21 protein-coding genes are annotated in these 22,869 nt (G+C 60.5%); 15 read left to right on the top strand and 6 right to left on the bottom strand.

From position 1 onward, the window contains the following. The first annotated feature begins 19 nt into the window (after positions 1–19). The 7 genes from ACYPYQ_RS09660 to ACYPYQ_RS09630 all read left to right on the top strand — a co-directional run bounded on the left by ACYPYQ_RS09660 (position 20) and on the right by ACYPYQ_RS09630 (position 9,225). The gene (locus ACYPYQ_RS09660) at positions 20–991 is read left to right on the top strand and encodes an ABC transporter substrate-binding protein (protein WP_459723561.1); all 972 of its coding nucleotides are present in this window, start codon (positions 20–22) and stop codon (positions 989–991) included. Between the two features lie 4 nt (positions 992–995). Then, positions 996–4,211 (top strand): EAL domain-containing protein, encoded by a 3,216-nt coding sequence (locus ACYPYQ_RS09655; protein WP_459723558.1) that lies wholly within the window; start codon positions 996–998, stop codon positions 4,209–4,211. A gap of 6 nt (positions 4,212–4,217) precedes the next feature. Next, a complete protein-coding gene (locus ACYPYQ_RS09650; RefSeq protein ID WP_459723556.1) occupies positions 4,218–5,189 on the top strand; it encodes a diguanylate cyclase in 972 nt (323 codons plus the stop codon). A 223-nt stretch (positions 5,190–5,412) separates the two neighbouring features. Beyond that, positions 5,413–6,654: an HD-GYP domain-containing protein gene (locus tag ACYPYQ_RS09645; protein ID WP_459723553.1), complete on the top strand. Its 1,242-nt coding sequence runs from the start codon at positions 5,413–5,415 to the stop codon at positions 6,652–6,654. 21 nt (positions 6,655–6,675) lie between these two features. Further along, positions 6,676–7,164 (top strand): macro domain-containing protein, encoded by a 489-nt coding sequence (locus ACYPYQ_RS09640; RefSeq protein WP_459723551.1) that lies wholly within the window; start codon positions 6,676–6,678, stop codon positions 7,162–7,164. A gap of 37 nt (positions 7,165–7,201) precedes the next feature. After that, entirely contained in the window at positions 7,202–7,873 is a 672-nt protein-coding gene (locus ACYPYQ_RS09635) for a response regulator transcription factor (protein WP_459723548.1), read from the top strand. Continuing rightward, on the top strand, positions 7,870–9,225 hold the full coding sequence (locus ACYPYQ_RS09630) for a diguanylate cyclase (RefSeq protein ID WP_459723545.1): 1,356 nt from the start codon (positions 7,870–7,872) through the stop codon (positions 9,223–9,225). Before ACYPYQ_RS09635 ends, ACYPYQ_RS09630 begins: the two co-directional genes overlap by 4 nt. A gap of 20 nt (positions 9,226–9,245) precedes the next feature. Here the strand turns inward: ACYPYQ_RS09630 and ACYPYQ_RS09625 are convergent, their stop codons facing one another. After that, positions 9,246–10,415 (bottom strand): HD domain-containing phosphohydrolase, encoded by a 1,170-nt coding sequence (locus tag ACYPYQ_RS09625; protein ID WP_459723542.1) that lies wholly within the window; start codon positions 10,413–10,415, stop codon positions 9,246–9,248. Positions 10,416–10,640: 225 nt separating this feature from the next. Here ACYPYQ_RS09625 and ppk2 point away from each other — a divergent pair, with 225 nt between their 5' ends. Next, complete coding sequence (gene ppk2, locus ACYPYQ_RS09620; RefSeq protein WP_459723538.1) at positions 10,641–11,807, top strand: polyphosphate kinase 2; 1,167 nt, start codon at positions 10,641–10,643, stop codon at positions 11,805–11,807. Next, complete coding sequence (locus tag ACYPYQ_RS09615; RefSeq protein ID WP_459723534.1) at positions 11,791–11,976, top strand: hypothetical protein; 186 nt, start codon at positions 11,791–11,793, stop codon at positions 11,974–11,976. The genes ppk2 and ACYPYQ_RS09615 overlap by 17 nt, the downstream gene beginning before the upstream one ends. Here the strand turns inward: ACYPYQ_RS09615 and queD are convergent, their stop codons facing one another. From queD to ACYPYQ_RS09590, 5 genes are read right to left on the bottom strand one after another with little or no spacing between them, the layout of a single operon-like run. After that, a complete protein-coding gene (gene queD / locus ACYPYQ_RS09610; RefSeq protein ID WP_459723530.1) occupies positions 11,977–12,417 on the bottom strand; it encodes a 6-carboxytetrahydropterin synthase QueD in 441 nt (146 codons plus the stop codon). Between the two features lie 29 nt (positions 12,418–12,446). Beyond that, the gene (locus ACYPYQ_RS09605) at positions 12,447–14,384 is read right to left on the bottom strand and encodes a transglutaminase TgpA family protein (RefSeq protein ID WP_459723526.1); all 1,938 of its coding nucleotides are present in this window, start codon (positions 14,382–14,384) and stop codon (positions 12,447–12,449) included. Beyond that, positions 14,381–15,349, bottom strand: a complete 969-nt coding sequence (locus ACYPYQ_RS09600; protein ID WP_459723522.1) for a DUF58 domain-containing protein — start codon at positions 15,347–15,349, stop codon at positions 14,381–14,383. The genes ACYPYQ_RS09605 and ACYPYQ_RS09600 overlap by 4 nt, the downstream gene beginning before the upstream one ends. A 10-nt stretch (positions 15,350–15,359) precedes the next feature. Further along, positions 15,360–16,277: an AAA family ATPase gene (locus ACYPYQ_RS09595; protein WP_459723519.1), complete on the bottom strand. Its 918-nt coding sequence runs from the start codon at positions 16,275–16,277 to the stop codon at positions 15,360–15,362. 9 nt (positions 16,278–16,286) lie between these two features. After that, the gene (locus ACYPYQ_RS09590) at positions 16,287–16,658 is read right to left on the bottom strand and encodes an Mth938-like domain-containing protein (RefSeq protein ID WP_459723516.1); all 372 of its coding nucleotides are present in this window, start codon (positions 16,656–16,658) and stop codon (positions 16,287–16,289) included. Between the two features lie 132 nt (positions 16,659–16,790). Between ACYPYQ_RS09590 and ACYPYQ_RS09585 the strand changes: the two genes are divergently transcribed. Genes ACYPYQ_RS09585 through ACYPYQ_RS09560 form a run of 6 tightly spaced genes read left to right on the top strand, consistent with a single transcriptional unit; the run spans position 16,791 to position 22,863 of the window. After that, entirely contained in the window at positions 16,791–18,020 is a 1,230-nt protein-coding gene (locus ACYPYQ_RS09585) for a pyridoxal phosphate-dependent aminotransferase (RefSeq protein ID WP_459723514.1), read from the top strand. A gap of 19 nt (positions 18,021–18,039) precedes the next feature. Then, a complete protein-coding gene (locus ACYPYQ_RS09580; protein WP_459723819.1) occupies positions 18,040–19,353 on the top strand; it encodes a homoserine dehydrogenase in 1,314 nt (437 codons plus the stop codon). A 22-nt stretch (positions 19,354–19,375) separates the two neighbouring features. Beyond that, positions 19,376–19,876, top strand: a complete 501-nt coding sequence (locus ACYPYQ_RS09575; protein WP_459723512.1) for a hypothetical protein — start codon at positions 19,376–19,378, stop codon at positions 19,874–19,876. 29 nt (positions 19,877–19,905) lie between these two features. Further along, on the top strand, positions 19,906–21,339 hold the full coding sequence (thrC, locus tag ACYPYQ_RS09570; RefSeq protein WP_459723510.1) for a threonine synthase: 1,434 nt from the start codon (positions 19,906–19,908) through the stop codon (positions 21,337–21,339). Between the two features lie 22 nt (positions 21,340–21,361). Next, a complete protein-coding gene (locus tag ACYPYQ_RS09565) occupies positions 21,362–22,267 on the top strand; it encodes an AEC family transporter (RefSeq protein ID WP_459723507.1) in 906 nt (301 codons plus the stop codon). Continuing rightward, positions 22,264–22,863 carry an SAM-dependent methyltransferase gene (locus tag ACYPYQ_RS09560; protein ID WP_459723505.1) on the top strand — a complete coding sequence of 200 codons (600 nt, stop codon included), beginning with the start codon at positions 22,264–22,266 and terminating at the stop codon, positions 22,861–22,863. The genes ACYPYQ_RS09565 and ACYPYQ_RS09560 overlap by 4 nt, the downstream gene beginning before the upstream one ends. Positions 22,864–22,869: the final 6 nt, after the last annotated feature.

Raw genomic sequence — 22,869 nt, 5'->3', positions numbered from 1 at the left:
ATTCAGGAGGGGAGCCAGCTTGAAGTCATTTGCAACACGTGCGCCGATCTCATGGCTGTTGCTGGCAGCGGTCATGCTGCTGGCCGCATGCGACCGCGTGCATGAGCCGCCCCTGCGCGTCGCCAGCAGCCCGTGGCCGGGCTACGAACCGCTGTATCTGGCACAGGAGATCGGATATCTGACCGAGCGGGACGCACAGCTGTTCGAACTGCCGTCATCCGACATCACGCTGGAATCCTTCCGCAACCACTCTGCCGATATCGCCACCCTGACGCTGGACGAGACGCTGGACCTGCTGCACAGCGGGGTGCGCTTGCGCATCCTGATGGTGATGGATGTGTCGAACGGCGCGGATGCGGTGATGGCCTCGCCCGGCGTGAAGTCGCTGGCCGGACTGAAGGGCAAGCGCATCGCCATCCTCAATATCCCGCTCGGTGTGTATATGCTGAGCCGCACGCTGGATGCTGCAAAGCTGACGCGCAAGGATGTGAAGGTCATCCCCAGTGCCGAGAGCAAACACGAGGAGATGTACCGCCAGGGGCGGGCCGATGCCTTCATCACTTTCGAGCCGTTCAAGACACGCCTCGCGGCGCAGGGCGCGCAGGTGTTGTTCGACAGCAGTGACATCCCCAACGAAGTGTTCGACCTGATGTTGGTGCATGAGGATGTTTTCGTCGCGCGCCGCGCCGGGGTCTGCAATGTGGCGCGGCAATGGCTGCGCACGCTCGATTACATGGAACAGTCGCCGCAGCCGGCGGCGGCCTCGATCGCCAAGCGGCTGGGAGTGACGCCGCAGGAATATCGGACCATGGTGCAGGGTATCAAGACGCCATCGGGGGCGGAGAATCTGGAACTGATCGGCAGCGGGCGGGGCATCCTGCAACCGGCACGACGTCTGGGGGCGGTGATGCTGGAAGAAGGCCAGCTCAAGCACAGTGTCGATCCGGCCTCAGCCTTGATCCCCGACCTGCAGGCTTGCCTCGGATACTGAGCCCATGAAGCAGAGACTCTCCATCCTGATCCCGCTGGTGCTGATGAGTGTGACCCTCGTCAGCGCGCTGCTGATGTTCGTGCAGCAGGGGCGCAACAACCGCAGCAGCATCGAGCAGCACATGCAGCGCGAGATCGGTCTGGAGATGGCGCAGCTGCAGAACATCCTCTACAACCGCCTGACCGAAGGCGACGAGGCGGAAGCCATGCTCAGCCTGTCGCTGATGGCCATGCGCCCGGGGATCAACACTTTGGTGCTGTCCGACACGCAGCACCGGGTGATCCTGTCCAACCGCTTCCGCTGGAAGGGCGAGCCGGTCGCGGCCCATACGCTGTACGAGGAGGGGGTCGCTCATGCCGTCGCACAGGGGGCGGCCAGCAGGCTGGCGTTCAATCCGCAACAGCCCTCGCTGCTGCAGGGCTACTTCCCGCTGGTGGTTTCCTATCGCCAGGGCGGGTTGGACAAGCAGATGGGGGTGTTGTATGTCGAGGCCGATATCAGCCGCCAATTGTCGGCCGCGCGGCAGGAGGCGGTGGAGCAGGCGCTGGTGTTCAGCTTCATCATGTTGCTGGCGTCCATGCTGGTCGCCTACATCCTGCACCGGCTGGTCAGCCAGCGTGTGCGCGTGCTGCTCGATGCCGCTACGCGGCTGGCGGATGGCGACTTCTCGGTGCGTACCAGCCTGCGCGGCGAGGATGAGTTGTCAGAACTGGGCCGGCGTTTCGACAGCATGGCCGAGCAGATCGGGGAAAACATCCGCTTGCGCGAGCAGGCGGAGAGCAGCCGCAAGCATCTGCTGGACACCACCATCGACGGTTACTGGATGCTGGACAGGCGGGGATGTCTGCTCGATGTGAACGCATCCTATTGCAACATGTCCGGCTACAGCCGCGAGGAACTACTGGATATGTGCGTACCGCAGCTGGAAGCGATGGAGCAAACCCCCGAGGCGGTCGCGGCGCATTTGAAGGAGGTGCTCGAGCGCGGCTGGGACGTTTTCGAGACGCGGCACCGGCGCAAGGACGGGAGCACGTTCGATGTGGAGATCACGGCCACCTACTGGAAGGGCGAGGACCGTTTCTTCGTCTTCGTGCGCGACATCGAGGACCGCGTGCGCGCGCGCGCGGAGCTGGAGCGGGAACGCAAGCTGCTGCAGGATGCGCAGGATGTCGGCCACTTCGGCAGCTGGGAGCTGGACCTCGTCGCCAACAAACTGAAATGGTCCGACCAGATATTCCGCATCTTCGAGATCGACCGCGATCGTTTCGGCGCGTCGTATGAGGCCTTCCTCAATGCGGTCCACCCGGATGACCGCGAGAAGGTGGAGCGGGCGTATGCCGAATCGCTGCAGGACAGGAAACCTTACCGCATCATCCATCGCCTGCAGATGCCGGACGGGCGCATCAAATGGGTGGAAGAGCGCTGTTCCTCCACCTTCGACGAGACCGGTAAGCCGCTACGCTCGCTTGGTACCGTGCAGGACGTGACCGAGCGCGAGACGCTGGCCGAGCAGGGGCGTATCGCTTCCGTGGCGTTCGAGACGCAGGAAGCGATCATCGTGACCGACCGCGACGCGAACATCATCAAGGTGAACCATGCGTTCGAAGTGACGACCGGTTTTTCGGAGGAAGAGGCGCTGGGCAAGAATCCGCGCATCCTCGCTTCGGGGCGTCACGATCGGGCGTTCTACCGGGACATGTGGGATGCCGTCCTCAACGAGGGGCGCTGGTCCGGCGAGGTATGGGACCGGCGCAAGAGCGGCGAGATCTATCCCAAGTGGCTGACCATCACCGCCGTGAAGCACATGGATGAGGTGACCCACTTCGTGGCGGTTTTCGTCGATATCACCGAACGCAAGAAAGCCGAGGAAGAGATCCGGAACCTGGCGTTCTACGATCCGCTCACCTCGCTGCCGAACCGGCGCCTGTTGCAGGACCATCTGCTGCGTGCGCTGAAACAGAGCGCGCGCAGCGATCATTTCGGCGCGCTGATGTTCATCGACCTCGATCACTTCAAGGTATTGAACGATACCAAGGGCCATGAATACGGTGACCGCATGCTGGTGGAGGTCGCCCGGCGGCTGCGGACCTGTGTGCGTGACACCGATACCATCGCACGCTTCGGCGGCGACGAATTCGTGGTGTTGCTGGAGGATTTGAACGTGCGCAAGGACGAGGCCGTCGCACAGGCCGGGCGTATCGCCGAGAAGATCCGTGTCGCCTTGTCGCAGCCGTATGACTTGTCCGGCACGATGCACCAGAGTTCGCCCAGCATCGGTATCGTTCTGTTCCGGGGGGATGGCGTCGGCAGCGAGGAATTGCTCAAACAGGCCGACCTGGCGATGTACCAGTCCAAGGAAGGCGGGCGCAACAAGGTGAGCTTCTTCGAGGCTTCCATGCAGGCGGTGCTGGAATCGCGCACCCTGCTGGAAGGGGCGTTGCGCGATGCACTGTCCAAGGGAGAGCTGGAGATGTACTACCAGGTGCAGACGGATGAATCGAGGACGCTGCTCGGGGCGGAGGTGCTGCTGCGCTGGCGCAGCGCGGAACTGGGCATGGTGTCGCCGGCGCAGTTCATCCCCATGGCCGAACAGACCAAATTGATCCTTCCCATCGGACACTGGGTGCTGGAGAACGCCTGTCGCCAGCTCAAGCTATGGGAGACGCACCCGCAGTTGGGGCGCATGCATCTGGCGGTGAATATCAGCCCGGTGCAGTTCCATCAGCCGGATTTCGTGCGCCAGGTCAAAGACATCCTGCGCGATAGCGGTGCCGATCCGCGCAGGCTGGAACTGGAACTGACCGAGAACCTGGTGCTGGAAGACATCGAAGAGGCGACGCGCAAGATGGCGGCGCTGAAAGAGATCGGCGTGCGTTTCTCGATGGACGATTTCGGCACCGGCTATTCCTCGCTGCAATATATCAAGCGCCTGCCCATCGACCTGCTCAAGATCGACCAGTCCTTCGTGCGCGACATCCTCACCGATAGCGGCGACGCCATGATGGTGCAGACCATCGCCGGCATGGCCGGGAATTTCGGCTTCGGTGTCATCGCGGAAGGGGTGGAGGAGCACGCGCAGATATCGCCACTGGTCGAGCGCGGCTGCTCGAAGTTCCAGGGCTATCTGTTCGGTCGTCCACTGCCGTTGGCGGACTTCGAGAAGCTGGTGGAACAGTGGCAGCAGGATCGATCCAATTCACTAGGATCGCCACAGAAATAGCAGCACATGGATAGCAACGTGGACGCACTCAAGATACTGGTGGTGGAAGACAGCAAAGTCACGGTCAAGGTATTGAGGAACTACCTGGCGGCCATGCATGTCAGCGACCCGCTGATCGCCGAGAACGGCGAGCAGGCGCTGGAGATCTACGAACGCGAACAGCCCGATGTGGTGCTGCTCGATATCAAGCTGCCGGACATCGACGGTTTCGAAGTGGCGCGCCGGATACGCAAGCTGGAAGGCGAGCAGGAGTGGGCCGCCATCATCTTCCTGACGGCGATGAGTTCCGACGAGGATCTTGCGCGCGGTATCTCCGCCGGCGGCGACGACTATCTGGTCAAGCCGGTCAGCGAAGTGGTATTCCATGCCAAGGTGCGCGCCATGCAACGGCTGGTCGGCATGCAGCGCAAGCTGGTCGATGTCACACAGAAACTTGATGGTGCCAATGCCGAGCTGCTGCGGCTGTCCACCACCGATGCGCTGACCGGCATCGCCAACCGGCGCTCGCTGGATAGCTTCCTGGAGCGCGAATGGCGGCGCTGTCTGCGCATGAAGAAGCCGCTGGCGCTGGTGATGATGGATATCGACTACTTCAAGCTGTTCAACGATAAATACGGCCATCAGACGGGTGACGACTGCCTGAAGAAAGTGGCCGACCGGATCGCGCGCGCCGCTCCGCGTGGCACCGACCTGGCGGCCCGTTTCGGTGGCGAGGAGTTCACGCTGGTGCTGGGCGAGACGGATCAGGATGGCGCGATGTGGATCGCCGAAAGGGTGCGCCAGATGGTGGCCGATCTCAAAGTGCCGCACTACGCGACCGGCAGCAAGTTCGTATCTATCAGTTGTGGCGTGGTATCCGTGCTACCGGACGATAAGGTCTCTTTGGAAATATTGGTGAAGTCGGCGGATGCGGCCTTGTATCAGGCCAAACGCAGCGGCAGGGACAGGGTCGTGGCGGGCGCGTACGGCAAGTATTAACTTATCTGCCCGGTCTGCCCGTGGTGACGTTATCGGGTTGTCAGCTACCCTAACTTCATCCTTATTCGGTCTTTCAAGAAAATCCCAATTCACAGCTGGTATTGGACCAAAGGCCAATATCCCCCGGCTGGTGATTTAGATAGCATTCGACGGTTGAAAATGCCCCCACCAGCAGGGGCAGATGGGGGTGATCACCCTCGAACTGGTAACCGTCCCGAGGATCATGGCCACATATAACGTCAATCTGCACGAAGTGGTGTATTCGCTCTCAAATGCGCTGGATCTGGTGGGGGTCAGCCACATCCATCATGGCAAGCGGGTGGCGTACATGGCGACAGAGATCGGCAAACAGCTGGGCTGGAACGGTGCCATGCTGGACGAGTTGTTCCAGAGTGCGATCCTCCATGACATCGGGGTGTCGAAGACACAGGTGCACAAACATCTGGCAGAGCTGGAATGGGAGCTGGAGAAGGACCATTGCGTCGTTGGTCATGATCTGTTGCAGGGATGTTCGCTGCTCGTCCACCTCGCGCCGAATATCCTTTATCACCACACACACTGGGAGATGCTGGAACGGCTGGATTTGGCTGATTCGACCAAATTGATCGCCAATTGTATCTATCTGGTCGATCGGGTCGATGTGCAGACGCTCAGGGAGATAACCGACGGGAGAGATATCTTGCTGGGCAAAGAGAGGATATGCGCCGTGGTCGGGAATTATGCGGGAGACTGGTTCTATCCCGGTCTTGTCGATGCTTTCATGGAAGTGTCCAAGTCGGATGCATTCTGGTTCCGGTTAGAGCGGGAGCATGTGAACGGCTATCTGGCGACCTGGCTCTCGCATTCTGGAGAGAGGGCGGTCTCGTTCGAGGAATTGAAAAGTGTCGTGGGGGTCTTTTCCCATGTGGTTGATGCCAAGAGTAGTTTCACCAAGGAACATTCCGAAGGGGTGGCCAGGCTTGCGCAACATTTGGGAAATGAGTTCGAACTGTCTGAGGAGAGTTGCGAATTGCTGGAGTTGGCCGGATTGCTGCATGACATAGGCAAGCTGCGGGTTCCGGATGAGTTGCTGGAAAAGCCTGGGAGTTTGAGTGAGACCGAGCATTGCATCATGCACCGGCACAGTTTCGACACCTACGACATCCTTAAGAATGTCAGGGGGATGGAGCAGGTGGCGACCTGGGCATCGCAGCACCATGAACGGGTCGACGGATCTGGTTACCCGTATATGACCGGAGAGCACGAGATTTCGATCGAGGCCAGGATATTGGCGGTGGCCGATGTCTTTCAGGCGCTGGCGCAACGAAGACCGTATCGCGAGGCACTGCCGCCCGAGCAGATACTGGGGATACTCAGGCTGGAGGCGGATAACGGCAAGCTCGACAAAGGCGTGGTGGAGAAGGTCGGGGCGAACCTGCAGCGATGCTGGGAAGAATCGCTATTGATGGATCGTACAGAACATTAAGTGTTGAGCGGGGGGATGTGAATGATCTATGAACTGGACGGGGACATATTGGGTAGCGGGGCACAAGTCATCGCGCATGGCGTTTCTCCCAACGATGATTTCCATCAGGGGCTGGCCTTGCAATTGCGCGAGGGCATGCCTGAGATGTACAAGGATTTTCGTCACCATTGCAAGACCCTGCATCCCAAGCCGGGAGCATTGGCGACATGGAAGTTCGGCGAAGGTCGGTTGCTGGTACACCTTTTCACCCAGGAGCCCGCCTATGACCATGGCAGCAAACCCGGGCGCGCAACTGTCAGTCATGTCAATCATGCGTTGCATGCATTGCGGGCACTGGTGGTGAAAGAAGGACTCGACAGTGTCGCATTGCCGAAGCTGGCATGCGGGGTGGGCGGACTGGAGTGGCAGGATATCCGGCCACTGATAGCCAAACAGCTTGGCGATCTGGACATCCCGGTCTATGTCTACGTGAACTATCATAAGAACGAGAAGGCCAACGAGCCCAAGTGAACATGGCCTGTCGAACGCGGCAGGGGAGGAGGATGTGGTGAAAGAGGCAGCAGCCGGGATGGTCGTCGTCATCGATGAGGATATAGCCACCCTCAAGGGTATCTCGCGCATCGCCGCAGAAGCGGGCTTCGCTGCGGGTGCGTTTCCGGATTGCCGGAGTCTTGCGGAGTGGCTCGACAATCATGCTGCGGATAGTGCGGTCGCTTCCCGCTCGTTCTGTCTGGTGGTCGATGTCCGTTCTTTGCCGGCCGAGGCCGCCTGGTATGCGAACGAACATATCCGCACGATACCCAAGCTATGCATAGGCACGCCCGCTGCCACTGCGGCGACCGGGCAGTTGCTGAACCTGTTCCAGGGGGAGTTCATCCGCAAGCCGTTCACCCTGTCTGCGATCCGCACGCAGATACAGGATGCATTCGCCCGCCATGCCAGTCTTGCCAGCGAGGAATCGGAGAGCAGGGGGGTGCTGGCGATGTTCGCGCTGTTGACGAAGCGGGAGCATGAAGTGGCGGGACTGGTCGGCAGCGGAAGCTCCAATCTCGATATCGCCGACGTTCTGGGCATCACCCTGAAAACGGTCAAGGCGCACCGGGCCAAGGTGATGGAGAAGACCCAGTCGAACACGATCGCGGACTTCGTCAGGAAGTTCGAGCGTTACAGGCAGGCCAGCCTGAAGCTGGAAGACGGCAGGTCACGGAGCGGCATATGAAGCATGCGGTCTTTCCCAATATAGGTTCCGTCGCGCACAGGGATATCCTGCGCTGCGATCCGGCCATCAGCGTCAGGGAGGCCGCGATCCTGATGGACAAGGAAAAGGTCAGCAGTGTGGTGCTGGAGACCGGGGGAGCGCGGCATATCTTCACGGTGGAAGATCTGCTCGGTTTTGTCCACTCGGGCGGTGACTACACCACCCGGCTTTCGGCATTGCCCATCAGGCATCTGGAGTGCATCCCGGAGAAGGAAAAGCTGCTGGTGGTGCTCGAACATTTCGACCGCACCGGCGTGTCCCATTTCGGGGTGGTGGATGCCGGCAACAGCCTGGTCGGGATCGTTACCCGGACCGACATCCTGACCTCGATCGATCCCGCGATACTGCTGGAGCGGAAGAAGATCGGTGAGATGATCATCCGGACGGAGCCGGTGATGTTCACGTCAGACTGGGTGCTCGAGGACGTCATGCACCATTTCCGCAAGGCGGAAGACGCGATCATCGTGGTCGACGAGGGCAGGCCGATCGGTATCGTGACCACCAAGGATGTGTTCGGGATCATCTCTTCCGGCAAGGCCGCGAACAAGCCGCTGGCCGCATACATGACCACGCCCGTCATCACTTCGCCACGTTCCGCATCGATCAACGAGGCCATGCTGCAGCTCAAGCAGCACCGCATCAAGCGCGCGATCGTGGTGGATGAGATGGGGCAGCTGGTCGGGGTCATCTCGCAGAGCGAGCTGATCAGCTATGCCTATGGCGCCTGGATCAACATCCTGAAGAACCACTCCTCCGAACTGCATGAACTCGTCGATATGCTGGAAGAGAAGGCGCGCAGTCTGGAACACCTCTCCGTCACCGATGTGCTGACGGGACTGGGTAACAGAAGGCTGCTGCAGATCAGGATGGACGAGGAGAAAGAGCGGGTCAAACGATATGGCGCAGCGCCCTTCTCGCTGGTGATCCTGGATATTGATCATTTCAAGCAGATCAACGATACACACGGACATCTGGTCGGCGATGCGGTGCTGAAACTGCTCGGTTCCGAGATCACTGCCACCATCCGGAAAGTGGATAGCGCCGTGCGCTGGGGCGGCGAAGAGTTCGCGATCCTGCTCAGCAACACGCCTTTGAATGCCGCGGCGGGTTTCTGCAACAGGCTGCGTGCTGCCATCGAGCGGAAGGAACTTGTGAACGGCATACGGATGACGGTCAGCCTCGGGGTGGCCGAGTATGATCCGGAGGAGGATGAGTCCAGCTTGCTCGACCGTGCTGACCGGGCCTTGTACAACGCGAAACGCAGGGGGCGGAACAGGGTGGAGGCGGAACCGGTCATCAGGATCTCGTCATGACCGTGTCGCGCAGGGAAGGGCTATCCTGCGCTGGGTGGATTCGTATGGCCTGTCGTGACGTCATCCTGGAATCTGGCCTGGATATCGATAATCGCGGGCAGATTGTCCAGCAGGATCTCCACGCACCGTTTGTCCAGTTTCCATTCCGCTAGTGCGCGCAGTTCTTTGCATGCGGCCGCATTGCTCCAGGCTTCTTTGTAGCAGCGTTTCGAAGTGAGCGCATCGAACACATCGGCGGCTGCGACGATGCGCGCCTCGATCGGGATGTCTTCGCCCCTTAAACCGCAAGGATATCCGCTGCCATCCATGTTCTCGTGGTGATAGGCGGCGATGTTGGACATCATCGGTGCAAGGCTGCTATTGCCGAAGTTGAAGTTGCTCAGCATGTTGTCGATGAGTTCGCGGCCTTTGGTCGTATGTGCCTTCATCGCTTCGAACTCGTCATGTGTGAGCTTTCCGGGTTTGCGGAGTATGTGATCCGGGATGGCGATCTTCCCGATGTCGTGCATGGGGGAAGCCCACAGCATGGTCTCCGCGAACTCGTCATCCATTCCGCAGTCCAGCGCGATCTCCTTGGCGATCAGTCTCGAGAAGTGAGACATGCGTTCCAGATGTGCCCCTGTCTCGGGATCCCTGTAGCTGGAGAAGCTGGTTGCCGTCCTGAGCGCGCCGTGTATGGTTTTGACCATGTTCAGTTCCAGTTCGACCAGCAGCGAGATGAGCCTTGCGATCATGTCCAGGTTGGTCAGGGCTTTCTCATGCAGCACATTGGGCAGCCGTGAATTGAAGAATATGAAGCCGGAAAGTTGTTCGTTCGCATACATGGGGATGGTGTAGCTGGAGCGATAACCGTGATCCACGATCCGTTTCGTGTGTGTCTGTTCGCTTTCTATCAGCACCGAGAGGTCGTTGATGATGCGCGGCTTGCCGCTCAGGAATATCCGTTTCAGTGATGGTGTGTCAGACAGTCTTGTCTGGTAACCGGGGAGTGGGTTCCCGTCATCCGTGCTGTGGGCAAGCGTCTTGAGCAGGTCGAGCCTGGGGTCATAGATGGCAACAGAGATACGGTGGATGAAGTCACAGCAGCTGCTGGCCGCGGCACGGATGGCCTGCATCTTCTCCGACAGCGATCCGCGTTGGTTCAGTTGGGCCAGTATGTCTGTGCGATTGAATCCGATCTCTGCGTCCATTCGATGCTCTGTATTCAATGATCCGGGGATTCCCGATTCCGGGCAGCTTTTTGTCAGGAATACTTGTCCGTGTCTATTGGGCCAAAGGCCAATGTGACTGGGGTGGATGTTCCGTTAGCATTCGGCACTGAGTGGATCAACCGGCAGGTGTGCGCGATGAGGCAGCGGGTCGTGTCTTGCCGGTGATCCGAGTGTGTGACTGGAACATCAAGCGGAACGATACTCATGGAACGATCTAACAGGACGCCGGCTGTGGCGGGGCAAGTCAGTCAGGCTGCGGCAAGACGACGAAAATCTGCCACCAGGGCGGTTTCGGCAGGTGACGTACCACCCAAACTGACGCCCGAAGCAATAGAGGATTTCACGGTGGAGCAGGCGGTAGATGCAGCGATCGGTGCCAAGGCTGCTGCACTGCAGGGGATACTCACCTCCATCGATCCGGGCGATACCGATGCATTGGGAAAGGCACTCACCGTGATACTCGACGAGGCATCTCCGGACGAGGCTGTGAAGCTCCGGGCGGAGTTGATGCGCCACCCGGTGCTGACCAGAACTGGCGCAAGTCATCCTGATGATGAATTGGCTGATGATTGGCGCAGCGGCGGCTATCCTTACCGACATTTGCTTTCGCGCAAGAGTTATGAGAAGCAGAAGTTCCAGCTACAGGTTGAGTTGTTGAAGCTGCAGGCCTGGGTGAAGGAGACGGGTCAGAAGGTGGTGATCCTGTTCGAGGGTCGCGATGCGGCAGGCAAGGGCGGTACCATCAAGCGCTTCATGGAGCACCTCAATCCTCGCGGTGCGCGCGTGGTTGCACTGGAGAAACCTTCTGAAGTCGAGCGCGGCCAATGGTACTTCCAGCGCTATGTTCAGGAACTGCCGACCGCAGGGGAGATCGTGCTGTTCGACCGCTCCTGGTACAACCGTGCCGGAGTCGAGCAGGTCATGGGATTCTGCACACCCGACGAATACAACGAGTTCATGCGTCAGGCGCCCGAGTTCGAGCGCAACCTGGCCCGCAGCGGCATCCATCTCATCAAGTTCTGGTTCTCTGTCAGCCGCGAGGAACAGCGTCGGCGTTTCAAGGAGCGCAAGGTCCATCCGCTCAAGCACTGGAAACTGTCCCCCATCGATCTCGCTTCGCTGGACAAGTGGGACAGCTACACCAAAGCCAAGGAAGCGATGTTCTTCCATACAGATACTGCGGACACGCCGTGGACGGTGATCAAGTCGGACTGCAAGAAACGCGCTCGACTGAATGCGATGCGCTATGTCTTGCACAAGCTGCCTTACTCGAACAAGGATATGGGGCGCATCGGCCCGGTGGATCCGCTACTGGTCGGACGTGCGCATGTGGTTTACGAGCGAGGTGAGAAAGATGCTGCCATCCTTTGAAGAGGACAGCGACGCTGCGCTGACACGCGAGATCCGCCTGCACTCGCACGACGGGGATGAGGCGGGCAGGAACCTCTGTGCCGCTGTGCTCATATCCTGTTGCACAGATATGTCCGAGGGCAGTGCCATGCACGCACTGCTGGATGATACTGAGGAATCCGGGACCTGATCAGCGCGTGTGGTCGGCCCAGTTGTTGGGGGTCTCGTACAGGCGCACGCGTTCCAGCCGCAGATGGTTGCCGTAGATGTCCTGATATGCGCCGTCGAGCAGATCGAACGCCACGCGCGCCAGATTCTCCGCAGTCGGCACCACATCCAGCACCACCGTCTTGTGTCCCGGCAAAGTCCCCAGGAACTCCAGCACCGTCTTGTCGTTGCGATACACGATGAACGCGTGGTCCCACGCATCCACCACTTGTTCCTTGGCGATGCGCTTCACATCCGAGAAATCCATCACCATGCCCTGTTCCGACACGCCCTCGGTGGTGATGACCTCGCCGGACAGTGTGATCTCGATGGCATAGCGATGGCCGTGCAGGTGCCGGCACTGGCTGTTGTGGTTGGGGATGCGGTGACCGGCATCGAATTCCAGTCTGCGGGTGATCTGCATGATGCGGGCCTCGTTGAAAATGGCGCGGATTATAGCCTGAATGATGCAACGGCACGCTTGAAGGCAAGCAGTGCGGTGTCGTCGCCGGGTGCCCGGTAGCGCAAGGCGACATAGCGTGCGGCCAGGTCGTCCATGCTTGCCGCAACTTCTGGATGCGCGGCACCGACGCGCGCCGCGTAATCCAGCGGGCCTTCGTGCGGCGCGCGCGGCAGCCCGGCCTTTCCCAGCTTGAGGCACAGTCTCAGCCAGGATGCCTGCACCGGGTCGCTGCTGCGCACCACCAGTCGGCGTAACAGCAGCAGCGTGAACACGCCGACCAAGATGAAGATACCGGCCAGCATATTGAGCGCCAACTTCTGCCAGCTGATGTCTTCCATGCCCAGCCGGGTGAGGAAGGCGAATTGTGTCTCGCTGTTGTAACCCAGCACCCACTGGTTCCACTGGTTGGCCAGCGCGTCCCAGTTGAAGCGCAGGTTGCGCAGCCAGGGTGGCGGGTTGCGTGCCATGAAGGGCAGGGCGGCCGGGTTGCTGACGGCGGCAGACAGACCGCTCTCGATGCGCGCAGGGGCGATGGCGGCAGTCGGGTCGTAACGCACCCAGCCGCGCTTGCCCAGCCACACCTCGGCCCAGGCGTGTGCATCGGCCTGGCGCAGGATGTAGTAATCACCCAATGTGTTGTATTCCCCGCCCTGATAGCCGGTGACCACGCGCGCCGGGACGCCGGCGGCGCGCAGCAGGTAGACGAAGCTGCCGGCGTAGTGCTCGCAGAAGCCCTGCCGGGTCTGGAACAGGAACTCGTCGACGCCGTTCATGCCGAGCAGGGGCGGTTCCAGCGTGTATTCGAATCCGCCCTGATTGAAGTGGCGCAACACCTCACGCACGATCGCGGCGTCATCGTCAGGATGCTGAGTGCGCCAACCCTGTGCCAGCTCGTGCGCCTGCGGATTCAGGCCGCGCGGCAGGTTCAGTGCGCGCTGCAATTGCCGTGGCGGTTCATCCGGATTGGCACGATAGCTGAGGAGGGATTCGGCGTGGTAACGCAGGCGCGTGCTCACATCCTTTTCACTCAGTAACTGGAAATCGGGCGTGAGCCGGTGTGGGATGGAGAGCTTGTCCGGCATGTCGAGCGCGAACAGCCAGCGTTTGTTGTGCGGTTCCAGCGTGACGGTGTAGCCGAGCGACATGCCGGTGTCTTCCAGTGTGCTTTTTTGCGTGGTGGCGTTTCGGCCGCGCTTCCAGGTCGTGCCGTCGAAATCCCACAATACCGGTCCGCGCCAGTACATGCGGTCGCGCGACGGGGCCTCGCCGTCGAAGTTGACGCGGAACGCCACCGCGTCGTTCAGAGAGAGTTTGCTCATGCTGCCCGGTGACATGGTGTCGGACAGTCCGCTGCTGGCATAGGCGTCCTGCGGCAGGCCCCACAGCGGCCCCTGCACGCGTGGAAAAAGCACGAACAGGATCAGCGACAGCGGGATGGCTTGCAACAGCAGCATGCCGCCGATGCGTAGTCTGGGCTTGAAAGCGAGGTCGCCGGTCTGCATGTGCACCCAGGTGGCGAGGATGACCAGCAGGGTCGCCAGCATGAACAACGCGGTGGGGATGCTCTGCGAGTAGAAGAAGTTGGTGATGATGATGAAGCACGACAGATAGACCACGATGGTCGCGTCGCGCACGGCCTTCAGTTCCAGAAGCTTCAGCGTGGACAGCAGGATGAGCAGAGTGACGCCGACCTCGCGCCCGAACAGCGAGCGGAAACCGATGGCGATGCCGACGACGCTGAGCAGGGTGATGCCGAGCAGCAGCCAGCGCGGCGGTAGCGCTTTTCCGCTGCGTGCCAGCCAGGCGCGCCACAGCAGTAATGCACCGCACTCCGCGCTGACCCACAGCGGCAGATGCTCGGCATGAGGGGCGCTGACCATCAGGATGCAGGCGACCAAGCCGTAGACGAGTTGGGCGGAGAGCTTCATGGCTGCGGAATCCCGTACAAGGCCAGCCTGCGCAGGCATTCCGCGCGATGTGCAGGACCGTGTTGTGGTATGACCTCCCCGTCCGGCAACCGCAATCCGTAATGCAGCCCCTGCGTATCGGCATCCAGCACCCAGCGCGTGAGCAGTTCCAGTTTGCGCTCTTGCGCGATGTCCGGCAGTTGCGACCAGTCCAGCCATAGTTGCTGGCCCTGCTGTGCCGAGAACTCCTTCACCTGTAGCCCCTGCTCGCGTGCCAGCGCTTTCCATGCGATGCGCGGCATGGCGTCGCCCGGCACGTAGTTGCGCAACCCGGCGAAATCCTCGTCGCCGCGTATCGTCGTTTTACCGCTGCCGTCCGGTGCGGCGGCGATCGGTAACGCTTGTGGCGCAGCGGGTTTGGGATAGACCAATGCGCGCACATCGAAGTGGATGTAGCTCCAGGCGTTGAACAGCCCCAGCGGGAAGCGCGTGTAGAGTGTCAGGCGGCCGCTGTCCAGCCAGCCGCGTTTTGTGGCCGGAAGGGCGAGTTCCACCGGGGTGGAGGTCAGTGCGGGCAGGTCGAACACGGTCTCGTGCCCTGCGTCGTCGTGCAGATGGATCTGGTGTCGCGGCAGCGAACCGGGATTGTTGAAGTGGAACACGAAGCGCGCCTGTTCCCCGGCGAACACTGGTTCCACATATCCGGCATGGATCTCCAATTGCGCCATGTTGCGGAAGGCATACAGCATGGACAGCCCGCCGGTGGTGGCCAGCAGGAAGGTGAGCACGTAGCCCAGGCTGAGGTTGTAGTTGATGTCGCCCAGCAGCATCAGTACCAGCACGAAGCCGAAACCGAAGAACTGGCGCGTGGGCAGGATGTAGATGCGCCGCTGGTTGAGCAGTACCGTGCCGGTCTCGACGGTACGGCGGAAGGCCCAGTTGCGGAACTTATGTTTCAGAGAGCCGCGAATGTCTGGCAGTTTCATCGCGCGCCCCTCAAGGGATGGCGACCGCCTCGATCAGTTCGCGCGCCAGTCTCTCGCCGTCCGAAGCTTGTGTGTCGTGCACGCTCTGCAGACGATGGCTGGCGACGCCGGGCAGCACGGCCTGCACGTCTTCCGGGATGACCGCATCGCGTCCGTCCAGCAGCGCCCAGGCGCGGGCGGCGGCGAGCAACGACAGACCGGCACGCGGCGACAGACCGTGAACGAAGCGCGCCGATTCGCGCGTGTGGCGCAGGATGGCTTGCACATAGTCGAGCAGGGCGGGTGAGACGAACACCTTGCGCACCTGTTCCTGCAGGGCGAACAGTTCGGAAGTCTGCATCTGCGGCTGGAGGTCGGCGATCAGGTCGCGCCGATCCACGCCGGACAGCAGGCCGCGCTCGGCAGCGGCATCCGGGTAGCCGAGCTGGATGCGCATCATGAAGCGGTCGAGCTGCGATTCTGGCAGAGGGAAAGTGCCGATCTGGTTGGTCGGGTTCTGCGTGGCGATGACGAAGAAGGGCGAGGGCAGCGGGCGCGTCTCGCCCTCGCTGGTGACCTGGTGTTCCTCCATGGCTTCCAGCAGCGCGCTCTGCGTCTTGGGGGTGGCGCGGTTCACCTCGTCGGCCAGGATCATCTGCGAGAAGATCGGCCCCGCGTGGAACTTGAAGTCGCCGCTCTCGCGCTGATAGATGGAGACGCCGAGGATGTCGGCGGGCAGCATGTCGCTGGTGAACTGGATGCGCTGGAACTGCAGGCCCAGCGTGCGCGCCAGCACATGCGCCAGCGTGGTCTTGCCCACGCCCGGCAGGTCTTCGATCAGCAGGTGGCCGCGCGCCAGCAGGCAGGCGAGGGCGAGGCGGATCTGTTGCGGTTTGCCGAGGATGACTTGTTCGGTCTGGGCGAGGACGTTCTTCAGGGCTTCGGTCATATTGTTTCCTCAGGATGGCAGGACCGCCGCCACGACCTTGCGATCCTCCGCGACCAGGATGTTGTAGGTGCGGCAGGCGGCGGGGGTGTCCATGAATTCGACGGCGATACCGGCCTGGATCAGTTGCTGGTACAGCTGCGGATGAGCGAACTGTTGCCGCTTGCCGGTACCCAGCAGCAGCACTTCCGGGTGCATCGCCAGGAAATACTCGAAATGATCCCCAGTCAGGCCGGCGAAGTCGGTTGCGGGCCAGTCGGTCTGCACGGCAGCGGCGGTGACGACCACGGCCTGCTCATAACGCCGGTCATTGACGGTGACGTAGCCGTCGCCGTGTCCGGTGAAGGTCTTCAGGTGCGAGACTTTCTCAAGGTGCAGGGCCAATCTTCTCTCCAATCGTTTGCCGCAGCGGGGGTGGCGCAGGTAAAATCCCGTCCCTTGCGGAAATTGCGGGGTTGCGCCGGATTCTACCATCGGCTGCGATTCGCGTTTCCGGGCCAATTCGAGTGAGTGACCGTGAAACCCATATTGAAATCGTCCAAGCTTGCCAACGTCTGCTATGACATCCGCGGGCCGGTGATGGAACGCTCCAAGCTGATGGAAGAGGAAGGCCAGCGCATCATCAAGCTGAACATCGGCAACCTTGCGCCCTTCGGCTTCGAAGCGCCGGAAGAGATCCAGCAGGACGTGATCCTCAATCTGCCGAATTCATCCGGCTATTCCGATTCCAAAGGCATGTTCGCCGCACGCAAGGCGATCATGCATTACTGCCAGTCGAAGAAGATCAAGGGCGTGGGACTGGACGACATCTATATCGGTAACGGCGCGTCCGAGCTCATCGTGATGGCGATGCAGGGCCTGCTCAACCCCGGCGACGAGGTGCTGGTGCCGGCACCGGATTATCCGCTGTGGACGGCGGCGGTGACGCTGGCGGGCGGAACGCCGCGCCATTATCTGTGCGACGAAGCGAAGGAGTGGAACCCGGACCTGAACGACATGCGCAGCAAGATCACCGAGCACACGCGCGCCATCGTCATCATCAATCCTAACAACCCGACCGGCGCGCTGTATTCGGACGACATCCTGAAAGAGATCATCCAGATCGCGCGCGAGCACGAGTTGGTGATCTTCGCCGACGAGATATACGACAAGATGCTGTACGACGGCGCGAAGCACACCTCCATCGCCTCGCTGGCGGACGATGTGCTGTTCGTCACGCTGAACGGTCTGTCCAAGAACTACCGCGCCTGCGGTTACCGCTCCGGCTGGATGGTGATCTCGGGCGAGAAGAAACATGCGCAGGATTACATCAACGGCCTCACCATCCTCGCCTCGATGCGCCTGTGTTCCAACGTGCCGGGACAGTTCGCGATACAGACAGCATTGGGCGGTTACCAGAGCATCGACGATCTGGTGGCGCCGGAGGGAAGGCTGACAAAACAGCGCGATCTGGCCTACCAGTTGCTGACCGCCATCCCCGGCGTGAGCTGCGTCAAACCCAAGGCCGGCCTGTATCTGTTCCCGCGCTTCGATCCCAAGGTCTATCCGATCGAGAACGACCAGCAATTCATCCTCGAACTGCTGGAAGAGGAGCGCGTGCTGGTGGTGCAGGGTACCGGTTTCAACTGGCCGACACCGGACCACATGCGCATCGTCTTCCTGCCCAACGCGGACGACCTGCGTGAAGCTTTCAATCGTCTGGCGCGTTTCCTCGAGAACTATCGCAAGCGTCACGGCACCAACTAAGAGAAAGAGAACCATGAGCATCAAGCCAATCAATGTAGGTCTCCTGGGTATCGGCACCGTCGGCGGCGGCACCTTCACCGTGTTGCAGCGCAACGCGGAAGAGATCACCCGCCGTGCCGGCCGTCCCATCCGCATCACTGTGGTGGCGGACCGCAATCTCGATCTGGCGAGGAAGATCACCGAGGGTGCTTGCCGCGTGACGGACGATGCGTTCGCGGTGGTGAGTGATCCGGACGTGGATATCGTGGTCGAACTGATCGGCGGTTACGGTGTGGCGAAAGAGCTGGTGATGAAGGCCATCGCCAACGGCAAGCATGTGGTCACCGCCAACAAGGCACTGCTGGCAACGCATGGCAACGAGATCTTCGAGGCGGCGCAGGACAAGGGCGTGATGGTCGCGTTCGAAGCGGCGATCGCGGGCGGCATCCCTATAGTCAAGGCGGTGCGCGAAGGTCTGACGGCGAACCGTATCGAGTGGGTCGCCGGCATCATCAACGGCACCACCAACTTCATCCTGTCCGAGATGCGCGACAAGGGCCTGAGCTTCGACACCGTGCTGAAAGAAGCGCAGCGTCTGGGCTACGCCGAGGCCGATCCGACCTTCGACATCGAAGGCGTGGACGCGGCACACAAGATCACTTTGCTGGCCTCGCTGGCATTCGGCATCCCGGTGCAGTTCGACAAGGCGCACATCGAGGGTATCTCCAAACTCGATGCCATCGACATCCGTTACGCGGAACAGCTCGGTTATCGCATCAAGTTGCTGGGCATCAGCAAGCGCACGGAGGAAGGCGTCGAGCTGCGCGTGCATCCGACCCTGATCCCGAGCAAGCGCCTGATCGCCAACGTGGAAGGAGCGATGAACGCGGTGCTGGTGCAGGGCGATGCGGTCGGCCCCACGCTGTATTACGGCAAGGGGGCCGGTGCCGAGCCGACCGCCAGCGCGGTGATCGCCGATCTGGTGGACGTGACGCGCATGCATACCGCCGACCCGGAGAATCGCGTGCCGCATCTGGCGTTCCAGCCCGACGCGATGTCCGACCTGAAGATATTGCCGATGGACGATGTGCAGACCAGCTACTACCTGCGCCTGCGCGTGCAGGACAAGCCGGGTGTGCTGGCCGACATCACCCGCATCCTCGCCGACGAGAAGATCTCGATCGGCGCGGTGATCCAGAAGGAGCCGGGCGAAGGTGAGGCACAAGCCGACCTGATCATGCTGACGCACCAGACACGCGAGAAGAGCATCAACGCGGCGATCGCCAAGATCGAGAAGCTGGGTGTGGTGGCGGGCAAGGTGACCAAGCTGCGTATGGAAGAGCTGGGAAAATAATTTGCTAAAAGTGAGGTAAAACATGGCATCGTTTACAGTTAAAGGCCCTTTTGAAGTTCCTGTAAAAAAGGGAAAGTCGGGTCGTGTTGTGACGAGTGATGAGTCAATCAAGTTTTGGGATGATCATTCGTCGGTAGCGACTGGGGTAGGATGCTATGTTTTTGCTCTTCGAGCTGGGCGTGGGTCGAAACCGGTCTATGTTGGCAAGGCAACAAAAAGTTTTAAGCAAGAAGTATTTACTGACCATAAGAAAAATAAATACAACGAGGCTTTGGCGGATCAGGGAAAAGGGACGCCTCTTTTGTATTTTGTAATGCTTGATAAAAAGGCTGGCCCGGTGAACAAAACAGCGATTGATGAAGCCGAGTCTTATCTTATTCAAAGTGGATTGGCAGCAAATAAGAATTTGCTTAATGATAAAAAGACTGCTGTTGAAAAATGGAAAATTAAAGGTGTAGTTCGTAGTGGGCAGGGTGATTCAACTAATGCCGCTAAAGAATTAAAGCAGTGTTTTGGTTTGTAGTTCGAGTAATTCTAGATTAAGGCGATTTGATGAAATACATCTCCACCCGCGGCAATGCGCCCGCCAGGACCTTCACCGAGATACTGCTGGGCGGTCTCGCGCCGGACGGCGGCCTGTACCTGCCGGAGCAATATCCGAAAGTGACGCGCGAGGAGCTGGATGCGTGGCGCAAGCTGTCGTATGCCGACCTCGCCTTTGCCGTGCTGTCCAAGTTCGCTACCGACATCCCTGCTGCCGACCTGAAGGCCATCGTCAGCAAGACCTATACCGCCGAGGTGTACGGCAACGGTCGCCCCGATAGCGATGCGACGCAGATCACCCCTTTGCGCAAACTGAGCGAGGGCGTGTTCATCCAGGAGTTGTCCAATGGCCCGACGCTGGCGTTCAAGGACATGGCCATGCAGTTGCTGGGCAACCTGTTCGAGTATGCGCTGGCGAAGCAGGACGAGGAACTGAACATCCTCGGCGCGACCTCGGGCGACACCGGTTCCGCCGCCGAATATGCGATGCGCGGCAAGCGCGGCATCCGCGTGTTCATGCTGTCGCCGAACGGCAAGATGTCGGCCTTCCAGCGCGCGCAGATGTATTCGCTGCAAGACCCCAACATCCACAACATCGCCATCAACGGCATGTTCGACGATGCGCAGGATATGGTTAAGGCAGTGTCCAACGACCACGCCTACAAGGCCGCGCACAAGATAGGCACGGTGAACTCGATCAACTGGGGACGCGTGTCGGCGCAGATCGTGTACTACTTCAAGGGCTACTTCGCCGCGACCCAATCCAACGACGAGCAGGTGGCGTTCTCGGTGCCGTCCGGCAACTTCGGCAACATCTGCGCGGGCCACATCGCGCGCATGATGGGTCTGCCCATCGGCCAGCTGATCCTTGCCACCAACGAGAACGATGTGCTGGACGAGTTCTTCCGCACGGGCGTCTATCGCCCGCGCGGCACCGACCATACCTACGAGACCAGCAGCCCGTCGATGGATATCAGCAAGGCCTCCAACTTCGAGCGCTTCGTGTTCGATCTGGTCGGTCGCGACGGTGCCAAGGTGCGCGAGTTCTGGAGCAAGGTGGACCAGGGCGGTTCCTTCGACATCAAGGGCACTGAGTATTGGCATGCACTGTCCGGCTTCCACTTCTCGTCCGGCAAGAGCACGCATCAGGACCGCCTGAAGACCATCCGCGAGGTGTGGCAGGAATACGGCGTGATGATCGATACGCATACCGCAGACGGCCTGAAGGTCGGTCTGGAGCAGCGCCGTCCGAGCCTGCCGTTGATCTGTCTGGAGACCGCCTTGCCCGCCAAGTTCGCCGAGACCATCCAGGAAGCGCTGGGCCGCCAGCCCGAACGTCCGGCATCCACGGTCGGGCTGGAAGACTTGCCGCAGCGTGTGGTGGTGATGGATGCGGATGTGGTGAAGCTGAAGGCGTTCATCTCCGAACACATCAAGCCCTGATCCCTCACGATCAAGCAGAGGCATGAACAACCTCATCCTGCTCATCCTCTGCTTCGTCGCGGGCATGCTGCTGCGCCGCTTCCGGCGCATGCCGGACAATGCACCCGCCACGCTCAACAGCTTCATCATCCATGTCTCGCTGCCCGCGCTGACGCTGCTGTATATCCATCAGATCCACCTTTCCGGCGATGTCGTGCTGACCGCCTTGATGGCGTGGATCGTGTTCGGTCTGTCCGCGCTCTTCTTCTGGTCTGTCGGCCGCTGGCTGGATCTGCCGCGCAAGACCTCCGGCGCGCTGATCATTGTCGGCGGGCTGGGCAACACCTCCTTCTTCGGCTTGCCCATGGTCGATGCCTTCTATGGCAAGGAAGGGCTGGCCACCGCCATCGTAGCCGACCAACTGGGATCGTTCTTCGTGCTGTCGGTGCTGGGCATCACTGTGGCGGGTATCTATTCTTCAGGGCGGCCGACAGCGGCGCAAATCGTGAAGCGCATCGCGACCTTCCCGCCGTTCATCTCCATGGTCATCGCTTTCCTGCTGATCCCGTTTGAATATGCGGACTGGTTCACGGTATTGCTTAAGCGCCTGGGTGACACGCTGGCACCGCTGGCGCTGCTGTCGGTCGGCCTGCAATTGCGGCTGGGGCATATCGCGGAACACAAGCGCAATCTCGCATTAGGACTGGGCTTTAAGCTCATCCTGGCACCGCTGGCGATCTATCTTTTGTATGTGCAATGGCTTGGTGCACAGGGGCTGGCGATACAAGTTACCTTGTTCGAGGCGGCGATGCCCTCCATGATCACTGCCGCCATCGTGGCGAAAGAGCATGATCTCGACCCCGACCTGTCCAATCTGATGGTGGCGGTGGGATTGATCCTGTCCTTCTTCACGCTCAGCGCGTGGTGGTATCTGTGGAGTGGCGTATGAGTATCTGGAACGAACGCTACGCAGGTGCGGAATATTTCTACGGCACGGAGCCGAACGCCTTTCTGGTCTCGCAGCACGGTCTGCTCAGGCCGGGCATGAGTTGTCTGGCCGTCGCCGACGGCGAGGGACGCAACGGTGTGTGGCTGGCGGAGCAGGGGCTGGAGGTACTGTCGCTGGATGCCTCGCCGGTGGCGCAGGACAAGGCGAAACGACTGTCGAAGACACGCAACGTGACGATGCGTTTCGAGCAGGCCGACCTTCTGGCTTGGCGCAGCACCGAGCGATTCGATGTGGTTGCGGCCATCTTCATCCAGTTCGTCGGGCCGGATCTGCGTCCGGTGCAGTTCGAGAATCTCAAGCGCCACCTGAAGCCGGGTGGGCTGTTGCTGTTGCAGGGCTATACGCCGCGCCAGCTGGACTACAAGACCGGCGGCCCCTCGCAGGTGGAGAACCTATACACCGAGACCATACTGCGCGAGTTATGTGCCGACATGGATATCCTGCATCTGTGTGAGCACGACAGTGTCATACATGAGGGCACGGGACATAGCGGGATGTCCGCATTGATCGATCTGGTGGCGCGCACCAGACCTTGATCGGCC

The sequence above is a fragment of the Sideroxyarcus sp. TK5 genome, assembly GCF_054601595.1.
Note: the sequence above shows the minus strand (reverse complement) of the source record. Positions and strands in the feature narration are given on the sequence as shown.